General features: G+C 62.6%; 22 protein-coding genes. 9 read left to right on the top strand and 13 right to left on the bottom strand.

All coding sequences use genetic code 11. The annotated features are described in order from the left end of the window. Window positions 1-8: 8 nt before the first annotated feature. Both fcl and gmd read right to left on the bottom strand, forming a co-directional pair. A complete protein-coding gene (gene fcl, locus ACR0NB_RS16965; protein WP_480776330.1) occupies window positions 9-986 on the bottom strand; it encodes a GDP-L-fucose synthase in 978 nt (325 codons plus the stop codon). Between the two features lie 10 nt (window positions 987-996). Next, a complete protein-coding gene (gene gmd, locus ACR0NB_RS16960; RefSeq protein WP_170365953.1) occupies window positions 997-2121 on the bottom strand; it encodes a GDP-mannose 4,6-dehydratase in 1125 nt (374 codons plus the stop codon). Window positions 2122-2282: 161 nt separating this feature from the next. Here gmd and ACR0NB_RS16955 point away from each other — a divergent pair, with 161 nt between their 5' ends. Further along, window positions 2283-3587 carry a UDP-glucose dehydrogenase family protein gene (locus ACR0NB_RS16955; protein WP_170367380.1) on the top strand — a complete coding sequence of 435 codons (1305 nt, stop codon included), beginning with the start codon at window positions 2283-2285 and terminating at the stop codon, window positions 3585-3587. Window positions 3588-3624: 37 nt separating this feature from the next. Here the strand turns inward: ACR0NB_RS16955 and ACR0NB_RS16950 are convergent, their stop codons facing one another. Continuing rightward, window positions 3625-4503: a phytanoyl-CoA dioxygenase family protein gene (locus ACR0NB_RS16950; protein WP_170391647.1), complete on the bottom strand. Its 879-nt coding sequence runs from the start codon at window positions 4501-4503 to the stop codon at window positions 3625-3627. Window positions 4504-4609: 106 nt separating this feature from the next. Here ACR0NB_RS16950 and ACR0NB_RS16945 point away from each other — a divergent pair, with 106 nt between their 5' ends. Further along, window positions 4610-5500 (top strand): LysR substrate-binding domain-containing protein, encoded by an 891-nt coding sequence (locus ACR0NB_RS16945; protein ID WP_480776329.1) that lies wholly within the window; start codon window positions 4610-4612, stop codon window positions 5498-5500. Here the strand turns inward: ACR0NB_RS16945 and ACR0NB_RS16940 are convergent. The 4 genes from ACR0NB_RS16940 to ACR0NB_RS16925 form a co-directional block, all read right to left on the bottom strand. Further along, window positions 5473-6552: a helix-turn-helix domain-containing protein gene (locus ACR0NB_RS16940; RefSeq protein ID WP_170441069.1), complete on the bottom strand. Its 1080-nt coding sequence runs from the start codon at window positions 6550-6552 to the stop codon at window positions 5473-5475. The genes ACR0NB_RS16945 and ACR0NB_RS16940 overlap by 28 nt on opposite strands. A 56-nt stretch (window positions 6553-6608) precedes the next feature. Continuing rightward, the gene (locus tag ACR0NB_RS16935; RefSeq protein ID WP_480776328.1) at window positions 6609-7340 is read right to left on the bottom strand and encodes a hypothetical protein; all 732 of its coding nucleotides are present in this window, start codon (window positions 7338-7340) and stop codon (window positions 6609-6611) included. Then, a complete protein-coding gene (locus ACR0NB_RS16930) occupies window positions 7337-7906 on the bottom strand; it encodes an RNA polymerase sigma factor (protein ID WP_170582656.1) in 570 nt (189 codons plus the stop codon). Before ACR0NB_RS16930 ends, ACR0NB_RS16935 begins: the two co-directional genes overlap by 4 nt. A gap of 66 nt (window positions 7907-7972) precedes the next feature. Next, on the bottom strand, window positions 7973-8662 hold the full coding sequence (locus ACR0NB_RS16925) for a GntR family transcriptional regulator (RefSeq protein ID WP_170367384.1): 690 nt from the start codon (window positions 8660-8662) through the stop codon (window positions 7973-7975). Between the two features lie 132 nt (window positions 8663-8794). On the opposite strand from ACR0NB_RS16925, the gene ACR0NB_RS16920 reads away from it, so the two are divergent. After that, window positions 8795-9811 carry an Ldh family oxidoreductase gene (locus ACR0NB_RS16920; protein WP_480776327.1) on the top strand — a complete coding sequence of 339 codons (1017 nt, stop codon included), beginning with the start codon at window positions 8795-8797 and terminating at the stop codon, window positions 9809-9811. Here ACR0NB_RS16920 and ACR0NB_RS16915 read toward each other — a convergent pair. From ACR0NB_RS16915 to ACR0NB_RS16890, 6 genes are all read right to left on the bottom strand, one after another. After that, window positions 9808-10833, bottom strand: a complete 1026-nt coding sequence (locus tag ACR0NB_RS16915; RefSeq protein WP_480776326.1) for a trans-3-hydroxy-L-proline dehydratase — start codon at window positions 10831-10833, stop codon at window positions 9808-9810. The two genes, ACR0NB_RS16920 and ACR0NB_RS16915, sit on opposite strands and share 4 nt — an antisense overlap. A gap of 6 nt (window positions 10834-10839) precedes the next feature. After that, window positions 10840-12078, bottom strand: a complete 1239-nt coding sequence (locus ACR0NB_RS16910) for an NAD(P)/FAD-dependent oxidoreductase (protein ID WP_480776325.1) — start codon at window positions 12076-12078, stop codon at window positions 10840-10842. Then, complete coding sequence (locus ACR0NB_RS16905) at window positions 12075-13010, bottom strand: 4-hydroxyproline epimerase (RefSeq protein WP_480776324.1); 936 nt, start codon at window positions 13008-13010, stop codon at window positions 12075-12077. The genes ACR0NB_RS16910 and ACR0NB_RS16905 overlap by 4 nt, the downstream gene beginning before the upstream one ends. Continuing rightward, a complete protein-coding gene (locus tag ACR0NB_RS16900; protein ID WP_480776323.1) occupies window positions 13001-13960 on the bottom strand; it encodes a dihydrodipicolinate synthase family protein in 960 nt (319 codons plus the stop codon). Before ACR0NB_RS16900 ends, ACR0NB_RS16905 begins: the two co-directional genes overlap by 10 nt. A gap of 170 nt (window positions 13961-14130) precedes the next feature. Next, window positions 14131-15189 carry an ABC transporter ATP-binding protein gene (locus ACR0NB_RS16895; RefSeq protein WP_480776322.1) on the bottom strand — a complete coding sequence of 353 codons (1059 nt, stop codon included), beginning with the start codon at window positions 15187-15189 and terminating at the stop codon, window positions 14131-14133. Next, a complete protein-coding gene (locus ACR0NB_RS16890) occupies window positions 15186-15980 on the bottom strand; it encodes an IclR family transcriptional regulator (RefSeq protein ID WP_480776321.1) in 795 nt (264 codons plus the stop codon). Before ACR0NB_RS16890 ends, ACR0NB_RS16895 begins: the two co-directional genes overlap by 4 nt. A 142-nt stretch (window positions 15981-16122) precedes the next feature. Between ACR0NB_RS16890 and ACR0NB_RS16885 the strand changes: the two genes are divergently transcribed. The 6 genes from ACR0NB_RS16885 to ACR0NB_RS16860 all read left to right on the top strand — a co-directional run bounded on the left by ACR0NB_RS16885 (window position 16123) and on the right by ACR0NB_RS16860 (window position 23139). Continuing rightward, on the top strand, window positions 16123-17382 hold the full coding sequence (locus ACR0NB_RS16885) for an ABC transporter substrate-binding protein (protein ID WP_093963148.1): 1260 nt from the start codon (window positions 16123-16125) through the stop codon (window positions 17380-17382). A 91-nt stretch (window positions 17383-17473) separates the two neighbouring features. Then, entirely contained in the window at window positions 17474-18397 is a 924-nt protein-coding gene (locus ACR0NB_RS16880; RefSeq protein ID WP_093963149.1) for a carbohydrate ABC transporter permease, read from the top strand. Between the two features lies 1 nt (window position 18398). After that, entirely contained in the window at window positions 18399-19247 is an 849-nt protein-coding gene (locus ACR0NB_RS16875) for a carbohydrate ABC transporter permease (RefSeq protein WP_093963150.1), read from the top strand. Window positions 19248-19269: 22 nt separating this feature from the next. Then, window positions 19270-20610 (top strand): alpha-glucosidase/alpha-galactosidase, encoded by a 1341-nt coding sequence (melA, locus tag ACR0NB_RS16870; protein WP_170341846.1) that lies wholly within the window; start codon window positions 19270-19272, stop codon window positions 20608-20610. A 55-nt stretch (window positions 20611-20665) separates the two neighbouring features. Further along, the gene (locus ACR0NB_RS16865; RefSeq protein ID WP_480776320.1) at window positions 20666-22372 is read left to right on the top strand and encodes an IlvD/Edd family dehydratase; all 1707 of its coding nucleotides are present in this window, start codon (window positions 20666-20668) and stop codon (window positions 22370-22372) included. Then, window positions 22372-23139 carry an SDR family NAD(P)-dependent oxidoreductase gene (locus ACR0NB_RS16860; RefSeq protein ID WP_480776319.1) on the top strand — a complete coding sequence of 256 codons (768 nt, stop codon included), beginning with the start codon at window positions 22372-22374 and terminating at the stop codon, window positions 23137-23139. Before ACR0NB_RS16865 ends, ACR0NB_RS16860 begins: the two co-directional genes overlap by 1 nt. Window positions 23140-23142 lie beyond the last annotated feature (3 nt).

Genomic DNA, 23142 nt, shown 5'->3' with positions numbered 1-23142 from the left:
CCGGGTGCTTATTTGGCCCGCAGGTCGTCGGCCGATTGATCAAGGAACCAGTCATAGGTCTCGCGGATACCATCTTCGAGGCCTATGCGTGCCTTCCAGCCCATCTTGGCCAACCGGGAAACGTCCATCAGCTTGCGCATCGTACCATCTGGCTTGGTGGTGTCCTGCGTGATCCGGCCGGTATATCCGGTGATTTTGGCTATCAGTGAGGCCAGCTCGGCAATTGAAACGTCCTGCCCGCAGCCCACGTTTATGTGGCTCAGCATGGGTTGCGTATTCGCCTGATACACGTCCTGCGGCAAATCCATTACGAACAGCGATGCCTCGGCCATGTCATCGACATGCAGGAACTCACGCCGCGGCTTGCCAGTTCCCCAGATCACCACCTCGTCCAGCCCGTCGCGTTTGGCTTCGTGGAAGCGGCGGATCAGTGCTGGCAGAACATGGCTGTTCTCAGGGTGGAAATTGTCGCCCGGCCCATACAGGTTGGTCGGCATGACCGATCGATAGTCGACCCCGTGCTGGCGGTTGTAGCTTTCGCACAGCTTGATCCCGGCGATCTTGGCAACCGCATAGGGTTCGTTCGTCGGCTCCAAAACACCCGTCAGCAACGCGTCTTCGCGCATCGGCTGCGCTGCTTCACGCGGGTATATGCAGGAACTGCCCAGCTGCAAAAGACGCCGTACGCCGACCGCAAAAGCCTGATGGATCACGTTGCACTCGATCATCAGATTTTCGTAAATGAAATCTGCAGGATACGTGTTGTTAGCGTGAATCCCACCTACCTTGGCGGCGGCCAAGATCACGACGTCTGGGCGCTCGGCCTGCATGAAGGCGCGGACGGCCGCCTGATCCGTCAGATCCAATTCGGAGTGGGTTCGGGTAACCAGTTCAAGCGGCTCGCCATCGGCCTGGCGCGCCTTGAGCTGGCGCAGGATTGCTCCACCTACCATCCCACGATGTCCGGCGATGTAGATCTTGCGCATTTCCGCCTCCTCAGCCGTTTTCCAGGCTGACCGGCAATTCGAACCCGTGCTCTTTCAACAAGGCGTGGCGCTTGGCGGTTTTGAGGTCTTCCAGAACCATCTCTGCGCACATTTCCTGCACGGTCAGCTCCGGCTCCCAACCCAATTTGGCCTTGGCGTTCGACGGGTCACCCAGCAGAGTGTCCACCTCGGCTGGTCGGAAATACTGCGGGTCGATCCGCATGATCACGTCGCCGGGTTTCAGCGCTGGGGCGTTGTCGCCGTCGATCGCCGTCACGGTTGCGACCTCGTCCACACCGCTGCCTGAAAACTCCAAGGTGAGCCCAAGCTCGGCCGCCGACCATTCGATGAATTGGCGCACGGAATACTGCTTGCCTGTGGCAATAACGAAATCCTCGGGCTTGTCCTGCTGCAGCATCATCCACTGCATCCGCACGTAGTCCTTGGCATGGCCCCAATCGCGCAGACTGTCGATGTTCCCCATGTAAAGGCACTTCTCCAAGCCCTGGGCGATGTTGGCCAGACCACGCGTGATCTTGCGGGTGACAAAGGTTTCGCCGCGGCGCGGGCTTTCGTGATTGAACAGGATTCCGTTGCAGGCATACATCCCGTACGCCTCGCGGTAATTGACCGTGATCCAATACGAATACAGCTTGGCCACCGCGTAGGGCGAGCGCGGATAGAACGGGGTCGTTTCTCGCTGCGGAGTTTCCTGGACCAGCCCGTAGAGTTCCGACGTGGACGCCTGATAGAACCGGGTCTTGTTCTCAAGTCCGAGGAACCGGATCGCCTCAAGCAGGCGCAGAGTGCCGATGGCATCGACATCCGCGGTATATTCCGGCGACTCGAAGCTGACGGCCACGTGAGATTGGGCGCCCAGGTTGTAGACTTCGTCGGGCTGAACCTCTTGGATGATGCGGGTCAGGTTCGAGGTATCGCTCAGATCGCCGTAGTGCAGCCGCAGCTTCGGATCAGGCTCGTGGGGGTCCTGATAGATGTGGTCGATCCGCTGGGTGTTGAACGAGGATGCCCGACGCTTGATCCCGTGAACCTCATAGCCCTTTGCCAACAGAAATTCGGCCAGGTAAGACCCGTCCTGTCCGGTAATTCCGGTGATCAGCGCTTTTTTGGTCATCAGTTTGTTCCACCAGTTTCATGGACGCCCATTTGTCGTCCCAAAAACAGCAAGATGTCATGGAATGCAACCCGAGGCCACTGTCAGGCATTGAAACCGGCGGAAGTTTCTCCGAATGTGTGGCCGCCCGAGGTGGCATTGGTAACAAGGGAATTTGAATAATGCGTATTGCGATGATCGGCACCGGATATGTGGGTCTGGTGTCGGGTGTGTGCTTCTCGGATTTCGGTCATGACGTCATTTGCGTCGACAAGGCCGAAGCTAAGATCCAGATGCTGCAGGACGGAAAGGTTCCGATCTACGAACCGGGACTGGATGTTCTGATGGCCAAGAACGTGGCCGCCGGCCGGCTGAGCTTTACCACCGATTTGGCAAATGCGGTGAAAGGCGCGGATGCCGTCTTTATCGCTGTCGGGACACCAACCCGCCGCGGCGACGGCCATGCGGATCTGACCTATGTGATGGCAGCGGCCGAGGAAATCGCCCATGCCATGGATGGCTACACCGTGGTGGTGACCAAATCCACGGTCCCGGTCGGGACCAACCGCAAGGTTCAGGAAGTTGTCGCGGCGGCAAACCCCAAGGCAGACTTTGATGTCGCCTCGAACCCGGAATTCCTGCGCGAAGGCGCTGCGATCGACGATTTCATGCGTCCGGACCGCGTCGTTGTAGGGGTCGAGAACGACCGCGCCGCCGAGGTGATGGCCGAAATCTACCGCCCACTTTACCTGCGCGATTTTCCGATCCTGACGACGGATCTGGAAAGCGCCGAAATGATCAAATATGCGGCAAACGCCTTTCTCGCCACCAAGATCACGTTCATCAACGAAATCGCTGGCCTGTGCGAGCGGGTCGGAGGCGACGTCAAGGAAGTGGCACGCGGCATTGGCTTGGATGGGCGCATCGGAAACAAGTTCCTGCATGCCGGCCCCGGTTACGGCGGATCATGCTTTCCCAAGGACACCGCGGCGCTTGCGCGGATCGGACAGGAACATGCCTTTCCAATGCAGATCACCGAAACCGTCATGCGCGTGAATGACGAGGTCAAAAAACGCATGATCGAAAAGATCCGCGAAGCTTGCGACGACAGTTTCAACGGCAAGACCGTGGCGGTTTTGGGGGTGACTTTCAAACCCAACACCGACGACATGCGCGACGCTCCATCACTGACCATCGTGCCCGCCCTGATCGGTGGCGGCGCCAAAGTTCGCGTGGTCGACCCTCAGGGCCGATCCGAGGGTGAGGCTCTGCTGCCGGGTGTAGAGTGGGTCGAAGACCCGTATGCCGCTGCCAAGGACGCGGACGCAGTGGTGCTGTTGACCGAATGGAACGAGTTCCGCGCGCTGAACCTGACGCAGATGGCCGCTGAGATGAAATCTCCACGCATGGTCGACCTGCGGAACATCTATTCACGCGACAAGGTCAAGAAATCTGGTTTCGAAACCTATGTCGGGGTTGGGCGCTAGGCGTCCAATCCCCTGGCCTTTGGGTTTCGAACCCGGCTCAATCATAGAGCGGAACGGTGGCCTTGGCCCCAGCTGCCAGCGCCTTGCCCAGATCGCGGCGCACCTGTTCGTACAGGGCAAGCGACTCGTCGGAAAACAGGGTGGCGGGCGGATCGACATGGATGAAGTTTCCCTGCCGGTCCTCTCCGCGCGCGACCATCGCGTAGTCGCGGTCCGCCACCAACTGCTTCGCATTCGGGCTGATATAGCGGATGGCCATCCCGATACGCCGATCGTCCGACCGGTTCGGACCCGAGCCATGAATGGTCAGCCCGTGGTGCAGTGACATCTGCCCGGGCGCCAGTTCGATATGGGTTTTGTCTTCCTCGGCCACTTCGACCGCAATCTCCTGCCCGCGCGACAGCAGGTTGGTCTCGGAATAGGTATCATTGTGCGGAAGTATTGGGTTCTTGTGGCTGCCCCGGACAAAATCCATGCAGCCGCTTTCCACGGTTGCCGGCGACAGTGCCAGCCAGGCCGTAACCTGATCCGGGGTCTCGCCCATCCCCCAATAGGTCAGGTCCTGATGCATGCCAACTGTCTGGACGGTGCGCGGTTCTTTGATGAAAAACTCGGCCGACCAGATCATGATGTCCGGACCCAAGACGCCTTCGACGGCATCCAGTATACGCGGATCCATGGCCAGTCGCGCCGCCAGAGGCATGACGAGGTGTGAGTTCACGCGCTTGTAGGTATTCAGCGGCAGAGGCAGATCGGCGGCCATCCAGTCGCGTTCAATCTGCTCGAGTTCCGAGCGCACCTGCGCGGCCTCGTCAGCAGACAGAATATCCAGCGGAAACAGGAAGCCGTCTTCCCAGTATTGCGCTGCTTGCGATGGGGTCAGTTTGTGCCGGGCCAGGTCTTGGATGTCGGGCATGGGTGCACCTTTTCGGATCGGTTCACGCACAGCCTAGCCGAACCGGTCTTGCGACGAGAACGCAAAGCCTTGCCTGTCAGGACAAGTTCAGCTTAGCCTGATTGCCATGTCGACCCGCATCCCCTCTCTCAACTGGCTGCGCGTTTTCGAGGCCGCGGCCCGCACCGAAAGCTTTGCCCGTGCTGCCGCCCAGCTAAACATGTCGGCCGCCGCCGTCAGCCAACAGGTCAAGGCGCTGGAAACTCGTCTGGGCACGCCGCTGTTTCATCGCCATGCCCATGCCGTCACTTTGACCGAGGCCGGGCGGGCGTACCTGCCGGTCGTGCAGCAATCGCTGGTGATGCTGGAATCAGCCACTACCGGCCTGTTCGGCCAGACCCGGGACCAACGGCTGTATGTCCAATCCGTGTTGTTGTTCGCGCAAGGGGTGCTTGCGGCGGGCCTGACCCAGTTCCAAAAATCCCATCCTCAGATCAACCTGTCCCTGACGACCGGGAACCGGATCGCCGACTTCGCCAATCGTTTTACCGACCTGCAGATCGTGTTTGGCAACCCGACGCTGTTCGGCGCCGAGGGTGACATGCTGTTGACCGAGACCCTTTTTCCCGTGGCACCACCGGACATTGCCGACCAGATCACCACTCCGCTGGATCTGGCCCGGTTTCCGCTGATCGAGGTTTCGACCCACAGGGCCAGTTGGCCGCACGTGTTCGAAGCCCTGCGGCTGCCGACCGGACAGGCTCAGTATTTCTTCGCGGACAACTCAATGATGGCGGCCGAGCTATCCGCGCAAGGGGTCGGGATCGCCCTGGCCCGCGCGCCCGCGTCTGACCGGATCATGCGGATGTCTGGCCTGGTGCCATGTCTGCCCGAGGTGGCCGTGCCGGGCCGGGATGCCTACCACCTGATCTACCCTTCACGGGCCACATTGCGGCCACCCGCGCGCGCGTTCCGTGAATGGTTGTTGGACTACAGCGCGGCAGCCCAAACCCGATAACGGCCCTGCCCGGTCACTTCGCGGATCAAACCACGTTCGGTGAACTTGTCGAGATTGCGCTGCACGGCTGCACGCGATGCCTGCGTCAACTCCTCGGCCAATGGCGCAGATACCATGGGCCATGCGGTCAGCACATCGATCAGGACCGGCGGCGTCCGCCCGCTGAGACCCTTGGTGGCCTCGCGTGCCCGGGCCTCCCACGCGCTGACGCGATCCAGATGCAGCAGCGCGGCCAAGGCCGCCTGCCCTGCCCCACGAACCCAAGCGTTGAGTTTTTCCTCTGGTGTGCCGATGCCGCGCAGCGCCCCGGGGCCCGACAGTGCCAGCGGCATGAACAGTGCCCCGCCCCGACCCATCGTGGCCGCATGCCGCGCAGCGATCACCGCTGCTTCGGTATCCTGTCCCATTCCCTGCGACAGCGCGCGCCACGCGTGAAAGGCAATGGCCGACTGCGTGACAGGGTGCAGGGCTTGTGCGCTATCCATCACTTCGGCCAAATCTGCGACCGCCTCTGGGACTTCGTCTATCCCCTGAGCCATCCGGTCCAGAAAGGCGGCCAGTCCCGATTGCCAGCCGCCGTCCGACGGCCCTGCGCCCGAAGTCAGTCGCCGAACCGCCCAACCCGCCCGAAACAATGCTTGCACATCGTCCCCGGTGGCTCCGATACGCAATCCGGTCCACAGGGCAAGCCGATCAACACTGATCCGGTCACCGGTCCACCACCCCAGGTCGGATACGTCCATCAGGGCCAGCCGGTGGGTCCATCCCTTTGGACCACTGCGCAACCGCTCGTCCAAGGACCCGAAGGTCAAGGTCAGATCCGCCAAGCCCTGCGCCACTTCTGCCTGAGCTGCGCGCCAGTCCCGCGGGTCGAACAAAGCGCCCCGATCGGCACGCGGACCCGGCGGCAACATGTCCTCGGGCGCCGCTGCATCTTCGGGCGGCAGAAACCAAAGGTCTTCGTCGTCCGGCGGATCGACGTCATAGATACTGCGCGGCCCGTCCAGGACATCGTCCTCGTCCGGGCCCGGGTTCGTGGCCTTGGTCGTCATGCCATGCATTGTTCGGCCAATCGCACCGGTTCACAAGAGGTTTCGCGCAAGGCGGCTCAGCCGGCGAATGTCTGGGCCAGGTAATCCAGCTGCACGGTCAAATCGTTGTCCGGCCGGTTCCCCAACAGCATGTATCCGTATCCGTCGCGCGCCCACCGGGCCGTTGCAAGCCCGCTCAGGACTTCCTGCTTCAACTCTGAATTCGGCGCGCCATCGCCCTGGCGGATCACGCACAGCGCAAAGGGATTGCCATCAGCGTCGGCAAAAACGATCTGAACCAATGGTTTGCCCTTGAAGGACAAAACCTGCGCGGCCTTCAGTTCCAGCCCCGGCAAACCTTCAAGCGAATCCCGGTTCAGCGGGCGGCCCAGTTTCTCTTCGGCCAATGAGATCTGGGCGTCGACGAGCGCCGGCGGGTATTCCAGCGTTGCAATCGAATCCGGCGTGTAAAGCGACTGGTACAGGGCCGCCTGCTCTACCCATCCCATCGGCTGTGAGCGGGTCAGCCAAAAGGTCAGAGATACGGCCAACACGGCCGCGGCAGCCGCGACGCCCAACAGGCGCCAGGGCCCCGCCAAAGCCGGAACCCTAGGCGGCAGTTCAACTTGTGGCGCTGCGGCGGGAATGTCTCGGAACACCTCGCGAACCACCGGCGCGATCGGATCCAGATCCATCAGGCGCTGCTCCAGTTCCGGATCGTTCTCAACAGCGGCCTCGATGGCATCGCTTTCCTCAGACCCCAATGAGCCTTGCAGATAGGCCTTTAGCGTATCGTCGGAAAAGGTCATGAGTCCCTCCGTCGGTCGGACGCAGCGGCATCCTGCGGCATCGCAGCTTGCAGTTTCTTGCGGGCATTGGAAAGCCGGCTCATGATCGTACCAATCGGAACCTCCAGCAACGCGGCGGCCTCGCGATAGCTGTAGCCCTCGACAAAGACCAGCATGACCGTTTCGCGTTGCGCCTCGGGCAGTTGCATCACCTGTGTAAACACTTCCCGCGCAAAAATATTCATTTCGGCGTCGGTACCCGGCGCGATCAATTCGGCGTCCGGCGTTGTGGCCAACCCCTGGGACTTGCGCACGGTCCGCGCCCGCAGCTCGTTCAACCAGATCGACCGGCAGATCGTCATCAGCCACGAATCCAACCGATCAGTGTGCGTAACCTGATGGCTGCGCTCCAACGCGCGCAGGCAAGTGGCCTGGGTCAGGTCGTCGGCAACATCCTGCGCCCCCGACAGAGCCAGCGCAAACCGCCAGACGCGTCTGGAATACGCCCCAATCGCCTGACGCACGGCCTGTTCCGAACTGTTGAGGTCATCACTGGGCACTTGGTCGATCCATGTTTCGGCACGCATCCCGCGACGCCAGAACTGGCACAGACAGAGAAGAATTGAAAACGCTTTCTTTCCGGTCGCTTGGCGTCAGCGTCCGATCGCTTCCTCGGACGCTCGCTTGGCAGCCACCAGTGCCAACAATTGGTCCTTGGTTCGTCCAATATGCGCGGACAGAAGCGCACAAGCCTGCTCGACCTGTCCATCCCGGGCAAGGCGCAGCAATTCGCGATGCTCTTTGCGGGCCGGTTCGCGTTGTTGCATTACACTGAGATGCATTCGGATGTACCGGTCCGACTGCAGGCTCACGCGATGCAGCAGCTCGTTGGTCAGGCTTCGGTTCGCGGCCGCATAGAGGGCCGAATGGTACTGGTAGTTCAGCGCGCCCCACCGGCTGACGTCGTTGGCGTCGTACGACGCCTCCATCTGCTCCAGCAGTTGTTCGCAGCGCGCAAAGTCAGATTGGGTCATCTGCGGAATTGCCCGACGGAACAGGTCGGTCTCCAACAGCGACCGCAGGTCGAAGATCTCGCCGATCTCGGACAGGGAATGGCGCGTGACCCGCGCACCGCGATTGTTCGTCAGCTGAACCAGTCCTTCGGCATCAAGCTGTTTCAGCGCCTCGCGCACCGGCATGCGCGACACGTCATAGTCTTCGGCCAATGCCTCCTGACGGATGGTCTCGCCTTCCGCCAGATCACCGCTGAGAATGCGTTCACGCAAGTCGGACGCGATTGCATCGGGAAGGCTTTGACGGGTGATTGCGCGTTTTGCTGCCAAGGGTCTGTCCGCATTTGCATTTTGGATACAAATATCCGCCCCGAGGCGCTTTTCCAACCGCCTATCGGGTTGAACAGGGCTAGGGTTCCCCGCTACCCCTTTGGCAACCGAGATCAAACCCAGGGACGGAACATGAGCGAAACGGTACGGCTGACGCCTGAAGAAATGACCGATCTGAGCCTGAAGGTTCTGTCCCATGTGGGTTATGGCCCCGACCACGCGCAGGCGATCGCGGAACTATTGACCACCTGCCAGATGGACGATTGCCAGTCGCACGGGCTGTTTCGCCTGTTCATGTGCGCCCAGACCATGCAGGCCGGCAAGATCGACGGCCATGCGCAGCCCCGGGTCGCCCCCTCGGACAATGCCATCGTTCGCGTCGACGCGCAGGGCGGCATGTCGTTGCTGGCCTTCGAAACTGGCCTGCCGCATCTGATCGACAAGACCCGCACCCACGGGATCGCGGCCATGGCGATCAACCGCTGTTTTCATTTCTCGGCCCTGTGGCCCGAGGTCGAAGCCCTGTCGGCCCAAGGGCTTGCAGCCATAGCGATGGTGCCCAGCCATTCTTGGGTGGCCCCTGCGGGGGGCACGCGCGGCAGCCTGGGCACCAACCCGCTGGCCTTCAGCTGGCCCCGCATGGGCAAAGACCCGTTCACCTTCGATTTTGCGACCAGCGCCTTCGCCCGCGGCGAGATCGAGCTGTACAAGCGCGCGGGCAAACCCCTGCCCGAAGGCGTGGCGATCGACAGGGACGGCAACCCCACGACCGACCCGCAAGCGGCGCTGGACGGCGCGATGCTGACCTTCGGCGGCTACAAAGGCTCGGCCCTGTCGATCATGATCGAACTTCTGGCCGGCCCGCTGATCGACGACCTGACCAGCCTGGAGAGCATGGAGTTCGCCCAAGGCACGGGCGGCGCGCCTTACCACGGCGACATCATCATCGCCTTCGACCCCGACCAGTTCAGCGGCGGGCGACGACAGGCCAGCGACGCGCGGGCCGAGCGCCTGTTTGCCGATATCCTCGATCAGGGCGCGCGCCTGCCGTCACAGCGCCGCTTTGCCGCCCGCGCGCGCAACACCGCCCGGGGATATGCCGAGGTTTCCGCGCAACTGCACCGCGACCTGCTGGCCCTTCTGGACTAGGCACCCCAGGTGTCGCGCAGGCGGTAACCTTGTGGCCAGGGGTCGTCGGGGTCCAGCATGTGCTGATGGATGCCGGTGATCCATCCCCGGCCCGAGATCTCGGGCAGGATGGCAGGATGGTCTCCCACCTGGGTCGCGCCCAGTATTCGGCCCGTGAAGCGCGAGCCGATGATCGACACCGTCTCAAAGCTCTGGCCCGGCTGCAACTGCCCCCGCGCGGCCATCAGCGCCATGCGGGCCGAAACGGCCGTGCCGGTGGGCGAGCGATCGACCTTGCCGGGCTGGATCGCCACCGCGGATCGGCCGGTCAGGCCGGTTTCGGTTTCAGTCAACGGTCCGCAGAAGGCGCAGAACGAGATGTGGTTCCAATCCGGGTTTTCGGGATGCGCGAAGCCCAGCTGCGCATTGGCGGCGTCGGTGATCGCCACCCCCAGGCGGGCGATGTCGGCGGCCTCGTCCTCGGTGATGCGCAGCCCCAGCGCCGCGGCGTCGACCACCACGAAACTGTCCCCGCCATAGGCGGTGTCCACAGTCAGGGTCCCCAGCCCCTCGACCTCGAGCGGCGCGGCGAGGCGGTCGGCAAAGCTGGGCAGGTTCTGCACGAAGATCCGTTCGGCCTTGCCGTTGCGGCACTCGGCCCGCACCCGCACCAGCCCGCCCGGCGCTTCGAGCGTCAGGTGGATCTCCGGCTCGGTCATCGGCAGGATGCCCCCGTCCAGCAGCACCGTCGCCACGCAGATCGCGTTCGAGCCGGACATGGGCGGTGTGTCCTCGGGCTCCATGATGATGAAGGCGGCGTCGGCATCGGGGTGTTTGGGCGGCACCAGCAGGTTGACATGGCGGAACACCCCGCCGCGCGGCTCGTTCAGCATGAAGTTGCGCAGGGTCTGGTCGCGGGCGATGAAGCTGCGTTGCGCCCAGATCGTGTCGCCCGGCGGCGGGGCGACACCGCCGACGATCACGTCGCCCACCTCACCCTCGGCATGGGCCGAGATCACGTGAATGGTCTTGCTGCTGCGCATCCCCGCTCAGAACCGGGTGGCGGCGAAGGGATCGACCGGGATGGCCGGATCGGTGCCGTCGATCAGCGCCCCCACCAGCTCGGCGGTCCCGGCCGACTGGGTCAGGCCCAGATGGCCGTGCCCGAAAGCATAGACCAAGTTCGGCGATTTCGAAGACCGTCCGATCACCGGAATGCTGTCGGGCAGCGAGGGGCGGAAACCCATCCACTGCGTCCCGCCTTCGGTCTTCAACCCCGGCAGGAACTGGCGCGCCTTGTTCAGCAAGGTATCGGCGCGTTTGAAATTGGGCGGCAGGTCAAGCCCGCCCAGTTCGACCGCACCACCGATGCGGACACCACCGTTGATCTTGCTGGCCACGAAAGCATGCCGCGAGAACGCCAGGTGCAGCCGCAGGTCGAACGCACCCGGCGGCAGGGTCGTGTTGTAGCCCCGCTCGGTCTCGAGCGGGATCAGATCGCCCACCGTGCGGGTCAGGTGGTGCGACCACGCCCCGGCGGCCACCACGACCTTGCTGGCATCCGCCGCACCCTGGTCGAAGCGCACCCAGACGCCCGTGTCCGACAGCTCCAGCGCGCGTACGGGGCGCGTTTCGATCACCCCGCCGCGGTCGCGAAACACCTGCGCCAGATGCTCGACCCAGCGTTTGGGGTCAACGGTGTTCCACCAGTGCGGCGTGAACCCGGCATGGGTAAAACGCGGGCTGAGCCCGGGCTGAATCTCGGCGATCGCTTCAGGGCTTTCCAGCAGGTCGAAGGCGATGCCATGCTGGCGACGCAGCTCCCACGTGGGCAAAGCGGCGCGGAACTCGGCCGCGCTTTCGTACAATTGCAACTGCCCGTCGCGCTGCATCATCGCCTCGCCACCCGTATCGGCGATCTGCCGTTCGGTCGCGGCCTGGCACAGGCGCATCAGGCTGGCCTGCGCGGCGACCAGAGCCTGATACCGGCTGGGGCGGCTGGCCCGCCAGAACCGCCACATCCACGGCGCGATCTGCAGGGCATAAGCGGGCGGGATCGACAGCGGCCCCAACGGATCGAGCAGCCATTTCGGGGCCTTCTTCATGATCCCTGGGGTGGCCAGAGGTTCGACCTCGGGGAAGGCGAACGCCCCGGCATTCCCCGCCGAACTGCCCGCGGCCACGCCTTCGCGGTCCAGTACCTGAACCGTGTAACCGCGACGCTGCAATTCCAGTGCCGCGCTGATACCGACGACGCCGGCACCTATGACGATGACATCTTTCTTCATGTGATCTCTATACCCGAACGGAACGGATCGGCGGGATCAAAAATCAAGCGGCTTTCGGCCATCACGAAAGCCTGACCGGTGATCGAGGGGATCACCCCGCCGTTCGGACCCGGCTGATAGGACAGCCGATAGGGGCTGCCGATGACGCTGGCCTGTACGATTTCTTCACCCGGCGCCAAGCGCCCGTCGGCCGCCAGACAGGCCAACCGCGCCGAACTTCCCGTGCCGCAGGGCGAGCGGTCATAGGCGTCATCGGGGCACAGAACGAAGTTTCGGCTGTGCACGTCAGGGTCCGGTGCGGCCTCCTGAAAGATCACATGATCGATCGGCTCGCCCGCTTCGCCGCCCACACCCTGCCCGACCGAGGCCTGCCGAATGGCGACGCCCAGATCGGTCAGTTGCCGGATGTTCGCGGGCTCGACCGGCACCGGGCTGGGATCGACGATAAAGAACCAATTGCCGCCATAGGCCACATCACCTGTCACCGGTCCGAAATCCGGAACCTCGATCGTCACGGCCTGATGCACGCGCCGGCTTTCGATGTTGGTTACTGTCACTGTGTTGGGATCGTGCAGCTCCACCGTGACCACCCCTGCAGGCGTTTCGATCCGGTGGATGCCAACACCGATCCGCCCCAGAAGGGCCAGCGTCACGGTCAACCCGATCGTGCCATGCCCGCACATGCCAAGCACCGCATCCACGTCGAAATAGATCACCCCGGTCACGCAGGACGGATCGACCGGAGGCACCAGCAGCGCCCCCACCATCGCTGGTTGACCGCGCGGCTCCAGCATGACCGAGCGCCAGAACGGGCGATGCTGGGTCGCCAAAAGCCCTGCGCGTTCGGACAGAGGACCGCTGCCCAGATCGGGCGCGCCGTCCAGAATCACGCGCGTCGGCTCTCCGCCGGTATGGCTGTCGATCACATGCACGCGGCAATCACCCCGCCTTGCCTTGACCAGTCTGCAAACCAGGCGCGGAACAAGCTGTACTGCTGTTCGCAATAGTGGCGCTGCGCATCGGTCAGCGCGTCAGTTTCGTTGAAGTGCAAGCGGTATTCATCCTCGCCGTTCAGCACCAGAAGGTGCTTGTAGTACAGAACCAGATCAGGGCCTTCATCGAAACTGGACAGCACGTGGATGGCCTCTGTCAACTCCTGTGCGCGCTGGCGGGCCTCGGCGCTGCCAGAAGCCGCTTTTTTCGACAAAGCAGTAAGCAGCAGAACCTCTTTGGGCAGTACGTTGCCGATGCCAGTGATCGCGCCAGTTGCGCCGCAATTGACGATGCCATGGTAGACCGCCGTATCGACCCCCACCATCAGCGTCACCTGATCATCTCGGCTGGTGATGTTCTCAGCCGCATAGCGCAGATCGGCCTTGCCACCGAATTCCTTGAAGCCCACCAGATTGGAGTGCTCGGCCCGCAGCGCAAAAAAGAGGTCGGCGCGGGTGGCGAATCCATAATACGGACTGTTGTAGATGACCGCCGGAATATCCGGTGCCGCCGACAGGATGGCCTTGAAATGGTTGCGCTGCGCCGTGACCGAACTGCCGCGCGACAGGACCCGCGGAATAACCATCAGCCCCGCTGCACCTACCTTTTGCGCATGCGCTGCGTGCGCCACGGCGGATTGCGTGTTGACCGCCCCGGTGCCCACCACCACGGGCACGCCCGCGCCGATCAACCGTTCGACCCCTTCCATCCGCTGTTCGTCGGTCAGCAGTGGCCAGTCGCCCATCGACCCGCAGTAGACGACCGCGGACATGCCCGCCTCGATCATCTGCTGACCCTTTCGTACCAAGGCGTCAAAGTCGGGCTGACGGTCGGGCGTACAAGGGGTCATGAGCGCCGGCATGGTACCGGTAAAGACGTCGGGTGACATGTGGCCGATCCTTTCCAAGTTGCCCGCGTCCATCGCCGGGCGGTCAGATTTCCTGTCTCAACCCCGCAGTATCGGATTTTGTATCCAAAATCCATAGGATTCGTCTGGCAAAAGGAAAACGCGCCAGGCAGAGGGCCCGGCGCGTTTACATTTTCCAATTGAACAACGGTTCAGCGCAACCGCACCCCGCTTTCCGGGTCAAACAGCATGGCGCGTTCGGGCCGAACCGAGATTCCGATCCGTTCGCCCGTTTTGCTGCGCTGGTCGTCCCGCTCTTCGACGATCAGCTTGTCGCCGTTGGGCGTCAGCAAGTAACTGTAGGAGACGCCGCCAAGCGCTTCGGTCAGATCGACGGTACAGCTGTCGCCGGACCGATCCACGGCAATATGTTCCGGGCGGATTCCCAGGATCACCTTCTTGGCATCGGTCGGCACGCCGTTGGTGACGGGGATCGAGTCCGTCAGGGCAGGATGGCGCACCGTTCCTTCGATGACATCGCACTCCAAGAAGTTCATTGCGGGCGAGCCGATGAACCCCGCCACGAACCGGTTGTCGGGGTCCCGATACAGATCCATCGGAGCGCCCACTTGCTCGATCCGGCCATCGCGCAGCACCACGATCTTGTCGGCCATGGTCATCGCTTCGACCTGGTCGTGGGTAACGTAGATCATCGTCGCGCCGATCTCCTGGTGCAGTCGGGCGATCTCGACCCGCATTTCCACGCGCAACTCAGCATCGAGGTTCGACAGCGGCTCGTCGAACAGGAAAACCTCGGGGCCGCGGACGATGGCCCGACCGATGGCGACCCGCTGACGCTGCCCCCCCGACAGCGCCTTGGGCTTGCGCTTGAGATACTGGTCCAGTTTCAGGATTTCCGACGCTTCGGCGACCTTCTTGTCGATCTCGGCCTTGGGCACGCCGTTCATGCGCAGTCCAAAGCCCATGTTCTCGGCCACGGTCATGTGCGGATACAGGGCGTAGGTCTGAAACACCATCGCGACACCGCGCTTGGCCGGGTCTATGTGGGTCACGTCACGCTGACCGATGCGGATTTCGCCCTCGGTGGTTTCTTCCAGCCCGGCGATCATCCGCAACAGGGTGGATTTGCCACAGCCCGACGGCCCGACGAAAACGCAGAATTCGCCGTCCTCGATTTCCAGATCAATGCCGTGAATGACCTGGGTCTGGCCATAACGCTTGATTGCGCCCTTCAGGGTAACGCCTGTCATGATGCTTGCATCCTGTCCTTGCGGCCCTCGGGGAACCGCCATGCTTCGGCTTCGGCCCCGATCTGGTCGGCCGAACGCCGCACCCGAGGGACCCATTTCTTCAACTGGTCAAAATCCATGCGTTGGGTCGATCCGGTGATCGAGATCGCCCCCAGCATCCGCCCTCCCGATGTCAGGATCGGGCAGGCGACGCAGATGATGCCGGGCTCATGCTCTTCATCATCCATGGCGAACTCCCGTTCGCGGATGCGGGCCAGATCCGCCCTCAATTCGGCCTCGGAGGTCAGCGTCTTGTCGGTGAAACGGTGAAAGCTTTGCTGCGAGATCGCCTTGTCCAACCGGTCGTCATCCAGAAAGGCGAGCATCGCCTTGCCCACACCGGTGCAATAGGCCGGGCCAACCTTTCCGGCCTCGGAATACATCTCGACCGGGTTCTTGGCATTGCGCTTGTCCACATACAGAACCTGGCTGGAATCAAGCTGCGCAAGGTGCACCGTCTCGCCGGTTTCCAGGCTGAGCGCATCCAGGATCGGCCGCGCGATCGGCGCGAGCGAGCTTTGCGTCCAGGCCGAATGCGCCAGCCGCACCAGCCGCAGCCCCGGCGAATAGGTCTGCCGGTCTGGGTCGTAAGACAACATGCCCTGATTGGTAAGCGACTGCAGAAACCGGTACAGGGACGCCTTGGGAAAGCTGCTGCTTTCCAGCAATTCGGCAAACCGCACAGGCCGGCCGAACGCCGCGACCTGTTCCAGCACGTCACATGCCTTGCCGATGGTTCCGTCACCTGCCACGGGTCTGATTTCTCCTCCACTTCCCCTTGCGGACGGGCCGCGAGGGTATTGACAAGCCTAGCCGATTCGATGTGTAGTTTTCAATATATAAAACTTGGTTTCACTATTTGGAACCGCAAAATGGAAGCTAAGGGAGGAAACCATGCATTCCATGTTCAAGCGCACTGCGGCGGCTCTGGCGGCCAGTGTGGCACTTGCAGCGCCCGTTTCGGCAGAACTGACCGGCGAGCTGCGAATCTTCCTCGACACATCGAATCCGGCGCCGCGCGCGACGATGGAAGCGATGATCGAGCGTTTCGCGGCACAGCACCCGGGTCTGGAGATCGAGACCACGGTCATCGACCGTGAGGCGTACAAGACCCAGATCCGCAACTTCCTGACGGCGGACACGCCCGACGTCGCGACCTGGTACGCGGCCAACCGCATGAAGCCTTATGTCGAGGCCGGACTGTTCGAAGATGTATCGGACCTGTGGGCCGAGCCGGAAATCGCCGAAAACCTGGCCTCGACCAAGGGCGCGATGACCATCGACGGCAAGCAGTGGGGCGTGCCCTACACCTACTATCAGTGGGGCGTCTACTACCGCAAAGACATCTTTGACGAGCTGGGCCTGTCCGAACCGACCACCTGGGAAGAAGAGCTGGCCAACTGCCAGAAGATCGTCGACTCGGGTCGCGCCTGCTATACCATCGGCACCAAGTTCCTGTGGACGGCTGGCGGCTGGTTCGACTACCTGAACATGCGCACCAACGGCTTCGACTTCCACCAGCAACTGGCCAATGGCGAAGTCAGCTGGGAAGACGACCGGGTCAAGCAGACCTTCGCCAACTGGAAGCAGCTGATCGACATGGGCGCGTTCATCGACAACCACCAGACCTACAGCTGGCAAGAGGCCCTGCCCTTCATGGTTCAGGGTGATGCAGCGGCCTATCTGATGGGCAACTTCGCCGTGGCTCCGCTGCGCGAGGCCGGTCTGACCGACGACCAGTTGGACTTCTACCAGTTCGTCGCGATCAACCCAGATGTCGAGCTGGCCGAAGATGCGCCGACCGACACGTTCCACATCCCGGCGAACGCGTCGAACAAAGAAGCCGCGCGCGAGTTCCTGCGTTTTGTCGTTTCGGCTGACGAGCAGACCGAAATCAACAACGGCAAAAACCTCGGACAACTGCCCGTCAACGCCAAATCCTCGGTGGATGACGACAAGTTCCTGCAGGAAGGCTTCAAGATGCTGTCGACCAACAGCCCCGGCGGCGTCGCCCAGTTCTGGGATCGCGACGCACCGGCGGAAATGGCCAAAGTGTCGATGGAAGGCTTCCAGGAATTCATGGTCAAGCCGGACAACCTGGACAGCATCCTGGCCAAGCTGGAACGCGCACGTCAGCGCATCTACGACAACTGATCGGGTGCTGGCCGGGGCAACCCCGGCCACGCCGTAGCCAAACGCAGGACGGGCACGATCCCGTCCTGCCCATTCCAAACCGGGATTGACCATGACCGCTGTCGACGTCACCGAACACGAAAGCTGGTTCCACAGAAATCAGCAACGTATCGCACCCTGGCTGTTTCTGGCTCCGGGCGTGCTGTTCTTCATGGTCTACGTGATCATCCCCGTATTCCAGTCCTTCAACCTGTCGCTTTACGAATGGGACGGGCTGGGCGCGGCCGAATATGTCGGTATGCGCAACTATGAGGACCTGTATTGGGAATGGGTCGATCGTGACGCCTTCTATGTCTCGCTGAAGAACAACCTGATCTGGCTGATCATGTACCTGCTGGCCATCCCGGCAGGCCTGTTCATCGCGCTGTTCCTCAACCAGACGGTCTGGGGAATCCGGTTGTACAAATCCCTGTTCTTCTTTCCCTTCGTCATCAGCCAGGTCGTTGTCGGGCTGGTCTTCACCTGGTTCTACGACCCCACTTTCGGGCTGCTGAACGAGCTTTTGGGCTTGGTCGGGTTGGGTCCGCTGAACGTCCTGGGTGACGAACGGTTCGTAACCTACGGCATCATATTCGCGGGCCTCTGGCCGCAGACCGCCTATTGCATGATCCTCTATCTGACCGGCCTGAACGCCGTGGACCCCGAACAGATCGAGGCCGGCCGGCTGGACGGCGCCAAGGGCGGGCGGATGCTGTGGCATATCATCCTGCCGCAGCTGCGCCCGGCGACCTTCATCGCCTTCGTGGTGACCATTATCGGCGCGCTGCGCTCGTTCGACCTGATCTCGATCATGACGCAGGGCGGGCCGTTCGGATCCTCGCGCGTGCTGGCCTATTACATGTTCGAAGTCGCCCTGTCGGAGTACGGGTTCCGTATGGGCTATGGCGCGGCCATCGCCGTGATCCTGTTCCTGATCATGCTGTGCTTCATCGCCTACTTCCTGTGGTCGATGTACCGCGAAGAAAAGGGGCACTGAGATGTTTCCCAAACCGATCGAAAAACAACCCCGCGCGGCGCAGATTTCCTATCAGGCAATGCTGCCGGTCGCTCTTCTGCTGTGGCTCGGCCCGCTGCTGGCGGTGGCCCTGTTTTCCATCAAGCCCGAGGCGGATTTCACCAACGCCAACTACTGGGGCCTGCCCTCCAGCTTTGAAGGCGCACGGAACTACGGTCAGGTGTTCTTCAACTCGGACATGCCGCGCTATCTGCTGAACTCGTTCCTGATCACGGTTCCCACGGTGATCGGCGCGGTGGCGCTCAGCTGCATGACCGGGTTCGCACTGGGGATTTACAAGTTCAAGTCGAACCTGTGGATCTTTTTCATGTTCGTGGCGGGCAACTTCGTACCCTTCCAGATCCTGATGGTGCCGGTGCGCGACCTGACGCTGGACTTGGGGCTCTACAATACGAAAACCGGGCTGGTACTGTTCCACATTGCGTTCCAGACGGGGTTCTGCACCCTGTTCATGCGCAACTTCATCCGCGCCCTGCCCTTTGAGTTGATCGAGGCCGCCCGGGTCGAGGGCATCAGCGAATGGCGCATCTTCTGGTACGTGGTCCTGCCGCTGATGAAACCCGCAATCGCCGCGCTCAGCGTTCTGATCTTCACCTTCATCTGGAATGACTATTTCTGGGCCGTCGTGCTGACCCAGGGGGCCGAGAGCCAACCCGTCACCGCGGGCATCACCAGCTTCAACGCGCAGTTCCGCGCAGCGTATCACTTGATGAGTGCCGGCTCGATCGTCGCGGCCCTGCCGCCGGTGGCCATGTTCTTTCTGATGCAGAAACACTTCATCGCGGGTCTGACCCTCGGTGCCGTAAAATAACGCCTAGTCAAGGTTTACAGTCATGACCAAGATCACCTTCATCGGTGCAGGTTCCACGATTTTCATGCAAAATATCGTGGGCGATGCCCTGCTGACCCCGTCGCTGGCCGACAGCCATTTTGCCCTGATGGACATCGACCCCGAGCGTCTGGCCGAGAGCGAAACCGTCGCGCGCGCCATGATCCGCTCGGTCGGGACCGGCGCGACCGTGTCCACCCATACCGACCGCCGCGCGGCGCTGGACGGGGCCGATTTCGTCATCACCGCCTTCCAGATCGGCGGCTACAAACCCTGCACCGTCACCGATTTCGAGATCCCCAAGCAATATGGCCTGCGCCAGACCATCGCCGACACGCTGGGCGTGGGCGGCATCATGCGCGGCCTGCGCACCGTGCCCGTCCTGTGGGATGTGGCCCGCGACATGGCGCAGCTGTGCCCGGATGCCACGCTGCTGCAATACGTCAACCCGATGGCCATCAACACCTGGGCGCTGGCCGAACGGTTCCCGGCACTGAAACATGTGGGTCTGTGCCACTCGGTCCAGAACACGGTCGAGGAACTGGCCCATGACCTGGACCTGCCCAAGGATGAAATCCGCTATCGCGTTGCGGGCGTGAACCATGTGGCGTTTTTCCTGCGGCTGGAACATCAGGGCCGCGACCTGTATCCGGCGCTGCGCCTTGGCTATCACGCGGGCCAGTTGCCCAAGGCGCCGCTGCTGATGCCGCGCTGTCCGAACAAGGTGCGGTACGAGGTGATGGATCACCTGGGCTATTTCTGCACCGAAAGCTCGGAACACCTGGCCGAGTATGTCCCGTGGTTCATCAAGGACGGGCGTCAGGACTTGATCGACCAGTTCCAGATCCCGCTGGACGAATACCCCACCCGCTGCGAGGAACAGGTCGCGAACTGGAAGGAACAGGCCAAGACCTTGACCGACGGGCGCGACATCGAAGTGATCCGCAGCCACGAATTCGCCGCCGACCTTATGAACGCAATCGTCACCGACACGCCCTATGTCGCCTATGGCAACCTGCCCAATACCGGGCAGATCCCGCAGCTGCCGCTGGGCGCGGCGGTCGAAACGCCCTGCCTGGTCGACAGCAACGGCGTGCAGCCCTCGGTCGTGACCGGCATCCCGCCGCAGCTGGTCGCCCTGATGCGCAGCCAGATCAACGTGCAGGAACTGACCGTGCGCGCCCTGGTCGAGGAAAACCCCGAACACATCTACCACGCCGCCATGATGGACCCGCACACCGCCGCCGAACTGGACCTGCGCCAGATCCGCAGCCTGGTAAGTGACCTGCTGACCGCCCATGCCGACTGGCTGCCGGATTGGTGCCGTCCGGCCCGCGCGGCCTGATCATCCGGCAAACACACAAGAAAACCACGACCCAATACGAAAAAGAAACAAAGACATGAAGAAACGCCGCTCACAGCACTGGTACGGCAAGCTCGACAAGGACGGGTTCATCCATCGGTCGTGGATGAAGAACCAGGGCTTTCCCGATCATGCGTTCGACGGACGCCCGATCATCGGCATCTGCAACACATGGTCGGAACTGACGCCGTGCAACTCGGGCCTGCGCGACCTCGCCGAAGGCGTCAAGCGCGGCGTGTGGGAGGCCGGAGGCTTTCCGGTCGAATTCCCGGTGATGTCGCTGGGCGAAACCCAGATGAAGCCCACCGCCATGCTGTTCCGCAACCTGCTGGCCATGGATGTCGAGGAATCGATCCGCGCCTATGGCATCGACGGCGTGGTGCTGCTGGGCGGCTGCGACAAGACCACGCCCGGCCAGCTGATGGGCGCGGCCTCGGTCGATCTGCCCACCATCGTGGTCAGCTCGGGGCCGATGCTGAACGGCAAGTATCGCGGTCAGGATATCGGCTCGGGCACCGATGTTTGGAAATTCTCGGAAGCCGTGCGCGCCGGCGAGATGACCTTGCAGGATTTCATGAACGCCGAATCCGGCATGAGCCGGTCCAAGGGCGTGTGCATGACCATGGGCACGGCCTCGACCATGGCGTCGCTGGTCGAGGCGATGGGCATGAGCCTGCCCACCAACGCCGCTCTGCCCGCCGTCGATGCCCGCCGGATGGCGCTGGCGCACATGACCGGCAAACGCATCGTCGAGATGGTGGACGAGGATCTCAAGCCGTCGGACATTCTGACCAAGGCGGCGTTTGAGAACGCCATCCTGGCCAATGCCGCGGTGGGTGGGTCCACCAACGCCGTGGTGCACCTGCTGGCGCTGGCCGGCCGGGTGGGCGTGGACCTGACCCTGCAGGATTTCGAGATCGGCTCGGACATTCCGCTGCTGGTCAACTGCATGCCCTCGGGCAAATACCTGATGGAAGATTTCTGCTATGCCGGCGGGATGCCGGTGGTCCTGTCCGAGCTGAAATCGCATCTGCGCCCGGCCCGCACCGTTCTGAACAAGGACATCTCGGCCCACTATGGGGGCGCGGAATGCTTCGCCCGTGACGTGATCCACGCCTTTGACGATCCGGTGAAACCGGCCGCCGGGCTGCGCGTTCTGCGCGGCAACCTGGCGCCGAACGGGGCGATCGTGAAACCCTCGGCCGCCACCGACAGCCTGCTGGAAACGGAAGGTGAGGCCTATGTCTTCGACAGCATCGAGGACCTGAAGGCCAATATCGACCGCGACGACCTGCCTGTAACGCCCGAGACCATCCTGGTGCTCAAGGGCTGCGGGCCAAAGGGCTATCCGGGCATGCCCGAGGTCGGCAACATGCCGATCCCCGCCAAGCTGGTGAAACAGGGCGTGCGCGACATGATCCGCATTTCCGACGCACGCATGTCGGGCACCGCCTTCGGCACCGTGATCCTGCATGTCAGCCCCGAGGCGCAGGCGGGCGGTCCTCTGGCGCTGGTGAAAACCGGCGACCACATCCGCGTCTCGGCCAGCAAGGGCGAGTTGGAACTGCTGGTCGACGAACAGGAACTGGCGGCCCGCCGTGCGGCCTGGCGGCCCGACGACCCGCATTACACCCGCGGCTATGCCAAGCTGTATATCGACCATGTCCTTCAGGCCGATCAGGGCGCCGACCTTGATTTCCTGGTGGGCAAGGACACCCGCCTTGTGACCAGAGAGAGCCATTGATGACCCAGCCAGCAACCTTCCATGACCTCGACGGCACGTCCGTCTTCATCACCGGCGGCGGGTCGGGCGTGGGCGCGGCCCTGACCGACGGGTTCCTGGCCCAGGGCGCAAAGGTCGCCTTCATCGGCCGGTCCGACGCCAGCGCATTCGTCGAAGAGATGCGCGCCAAGCACGGCCGCGCGCCCTTGTTCCTGCAGGGCGACATGACCGACACCGCGCTGCTGCACGAAACCATGACCAAGGCCGCCGAGGCCCACGGTCCGCTGAACGTGCTGGTCAACAATGCCGCAAACGACAAGCGCCACAGCCTCGAGGAAACCACGACCGAGTTTTGGGACTGGATGATCGCGGTCAACCTCAAGGCCTATTACTTTGCCTGCCAGCAGGCCGCGCGCCAGATGGCCGAAACCGGCGGGTCGATCATCAACTTCAGTTCGATCAGCTACATGATGGGCAATGCGGGCTATCCGATCTATACGACGGCCAACGCCGGAATCACCGGCATGACCCGCTCGCTCGCGCGCGAGCTGGGGCTGAAGAACATCCGCGTCAACGCGCTGGCGCCCGGTTGGGTGCTGACGCAGAAACAACTGGACATGTGGGCCACGCCCGAGGATCTGGCCGCGCATATGGATCGACAGTGCCTGAAGGAACATCTGAGCCCGGACGACATGATCGCGCCGACGCTGTTCCTGGCATCGACTGCCAGCCGCGCCATGACCGGGCAATGCATGGTCGTCGATGGCGGCGTGGTCACAACGGGGTGAGGA

Source organism: Ruegeria sp. CG3 (assembly GCF_056537205.1).
Note: the sequence above shows the minus strand (reverse complement) of the source record. Positions and strands in the feature narration are given on the sequence as shown.

What these genes read in the sequence shown, in the direction of transcription:
- ACR0NB_RS16880 (WP_093963149.1), top strand. Translation starts at nt 17,474, where the DNA reads ATGACCGCTGTCGACGTCACCGAACACGAAAGCTGGTTCCACAGAAAT.
- ACR0NB_RS16875 (WP_093963150.1), top strand. Translation starts at nt 18,399, where the DNA reads ATGTTTCCCAAACCGATCGAAAAACAACCCCGCGCGGCGCAGATTTCC.
- melA (WP_170341846.1), top strand. Translation starts at nt 19,270, where the DNA reads ATGACCAAGATCACCTTCATCGGTGCAGGTTCCACGATTTTCATGCAA.
- ACR0NB_RS16945 (WP_480776329.1), top strand. Translation starts at nt 4,610, where the DNA reads ATGTCGACCCGCATCCCCTCTCTCAACTGGCTGCGCGTTTTCGAGGCC.
- ACR0NB_RS16865 (WP_480776320.1), top strand. Translation starts at nt 20,666, where the DNA reads ATGAAGAAACGCCGCTCACAGCACTGGTACGGCAAGCTCGACAAGGAC.
- ACR0NB_RS16900 (WP_480776323.1), bottom strand. Translation starts at nt 13,960, where the DNA reads ATGTCACCCGACGTCTTTACCGGTACCATGCCGGCGCTCATGACCCCT.
- ACR0NB_RS16955 (WP_170367380.1), top strand. Translation starts at nt 2,283, where the DNA reads ATGCGTATTGCGATGATCGGCACCGGATATGTGGGTCTGGTGTCGGGT.
- ACR0NB_RS16920 (WP_480776327.1), top strand. Translation starts at nt 8,795, where the DNA reads ATGAGCGAAACGGTACGGCTGACGCCTGAAGAAATGACCGATCTGAGC.
- ACR0NB_RS16930 (WP_170582656.1), bottom strand. Translation starts at nt 7,906, where the DNA reads ATGCGTGCCGAAACATGGATCGACCAAGTGCCCAGTGATGACCTCAAC.
- ACR0NB_RS16895 (WP_480776322.1), bottom strand. Translation starts at nt 15,189, where the DNA reads ATGACAGGCGTTACCCTGAAGGGCGCAATCAAGCGTTATGGCCAGACC.
- ACR0NB_RS16940 (WP_170441069.1), bottom strand. Translation starts at nt 6,552, where the DNA reads ATGACGACCAAGGCCACGAACCCGGGCCCGGACGAGGACGATGTCCTG.
- ACR0NB_RS16950 (WP_170391647.1), bottom strand. Translation starts at nt 4,503, where the DNA reads ATGCCCGACATCCAAGACCTGGCCCGGCACAAACTGACCCCATCGCAA.
- ACR0NB_RS16935 (WP_480776328.1), bottom strand. Translation starts at nt 7,340, where the DNA reads ATGACCTTTTCCGACGATACGCTAAAGGCCTATCTGCAAGGCTCATTG.
- ACR0NB_RS16910 (WP_480776325.1), bottom strand. Translation starts at nt 12,078, where the DNA reads ATGAAGAAAGATGTCATCGTCATAGGTGCCGGCGTCGTCGGTATCAGC.
- fcl (WP_480776330.1), bottom strand. Translation starts at nt 986, where the DNA reads ATGCGCAAGATCTACATCGCCGGACATCGTGGGATGGTAGGTGGAGCA.
- gmd (WP_170365953.1), bottom strand. Translation starts at nt 2,121, where the DNA reads ATGACCAAAAAAGCGCTGATCACCGGAATTACCGGACAGGACGGGTCT.
- ACR0NB_RS16915 (WP_480776326.1), bottom strand. Translation starts at nt 10,833, where the DNA reads ATGCGCAGCAGCAAGACCATTCACGTGATCTCGGCCCATGCCGAGGGT.
- ACR0NB_RS16885 (WP_093963148.1), top strand. Translation starts at nt 16,123, where the DNA reads ATGCATTCCATGTTCAAGCGCACTGCGGCGGCTCTGGCGGCCAGTGTG.
- ACR0NB_RS16860 (WP_480776319.1), top strand. Translation starts at nt 22,372, where the DNA reads ATGACCCAGCCAGCAACCTTCCATGACCTCGACGGCACGTCCGTCTTC.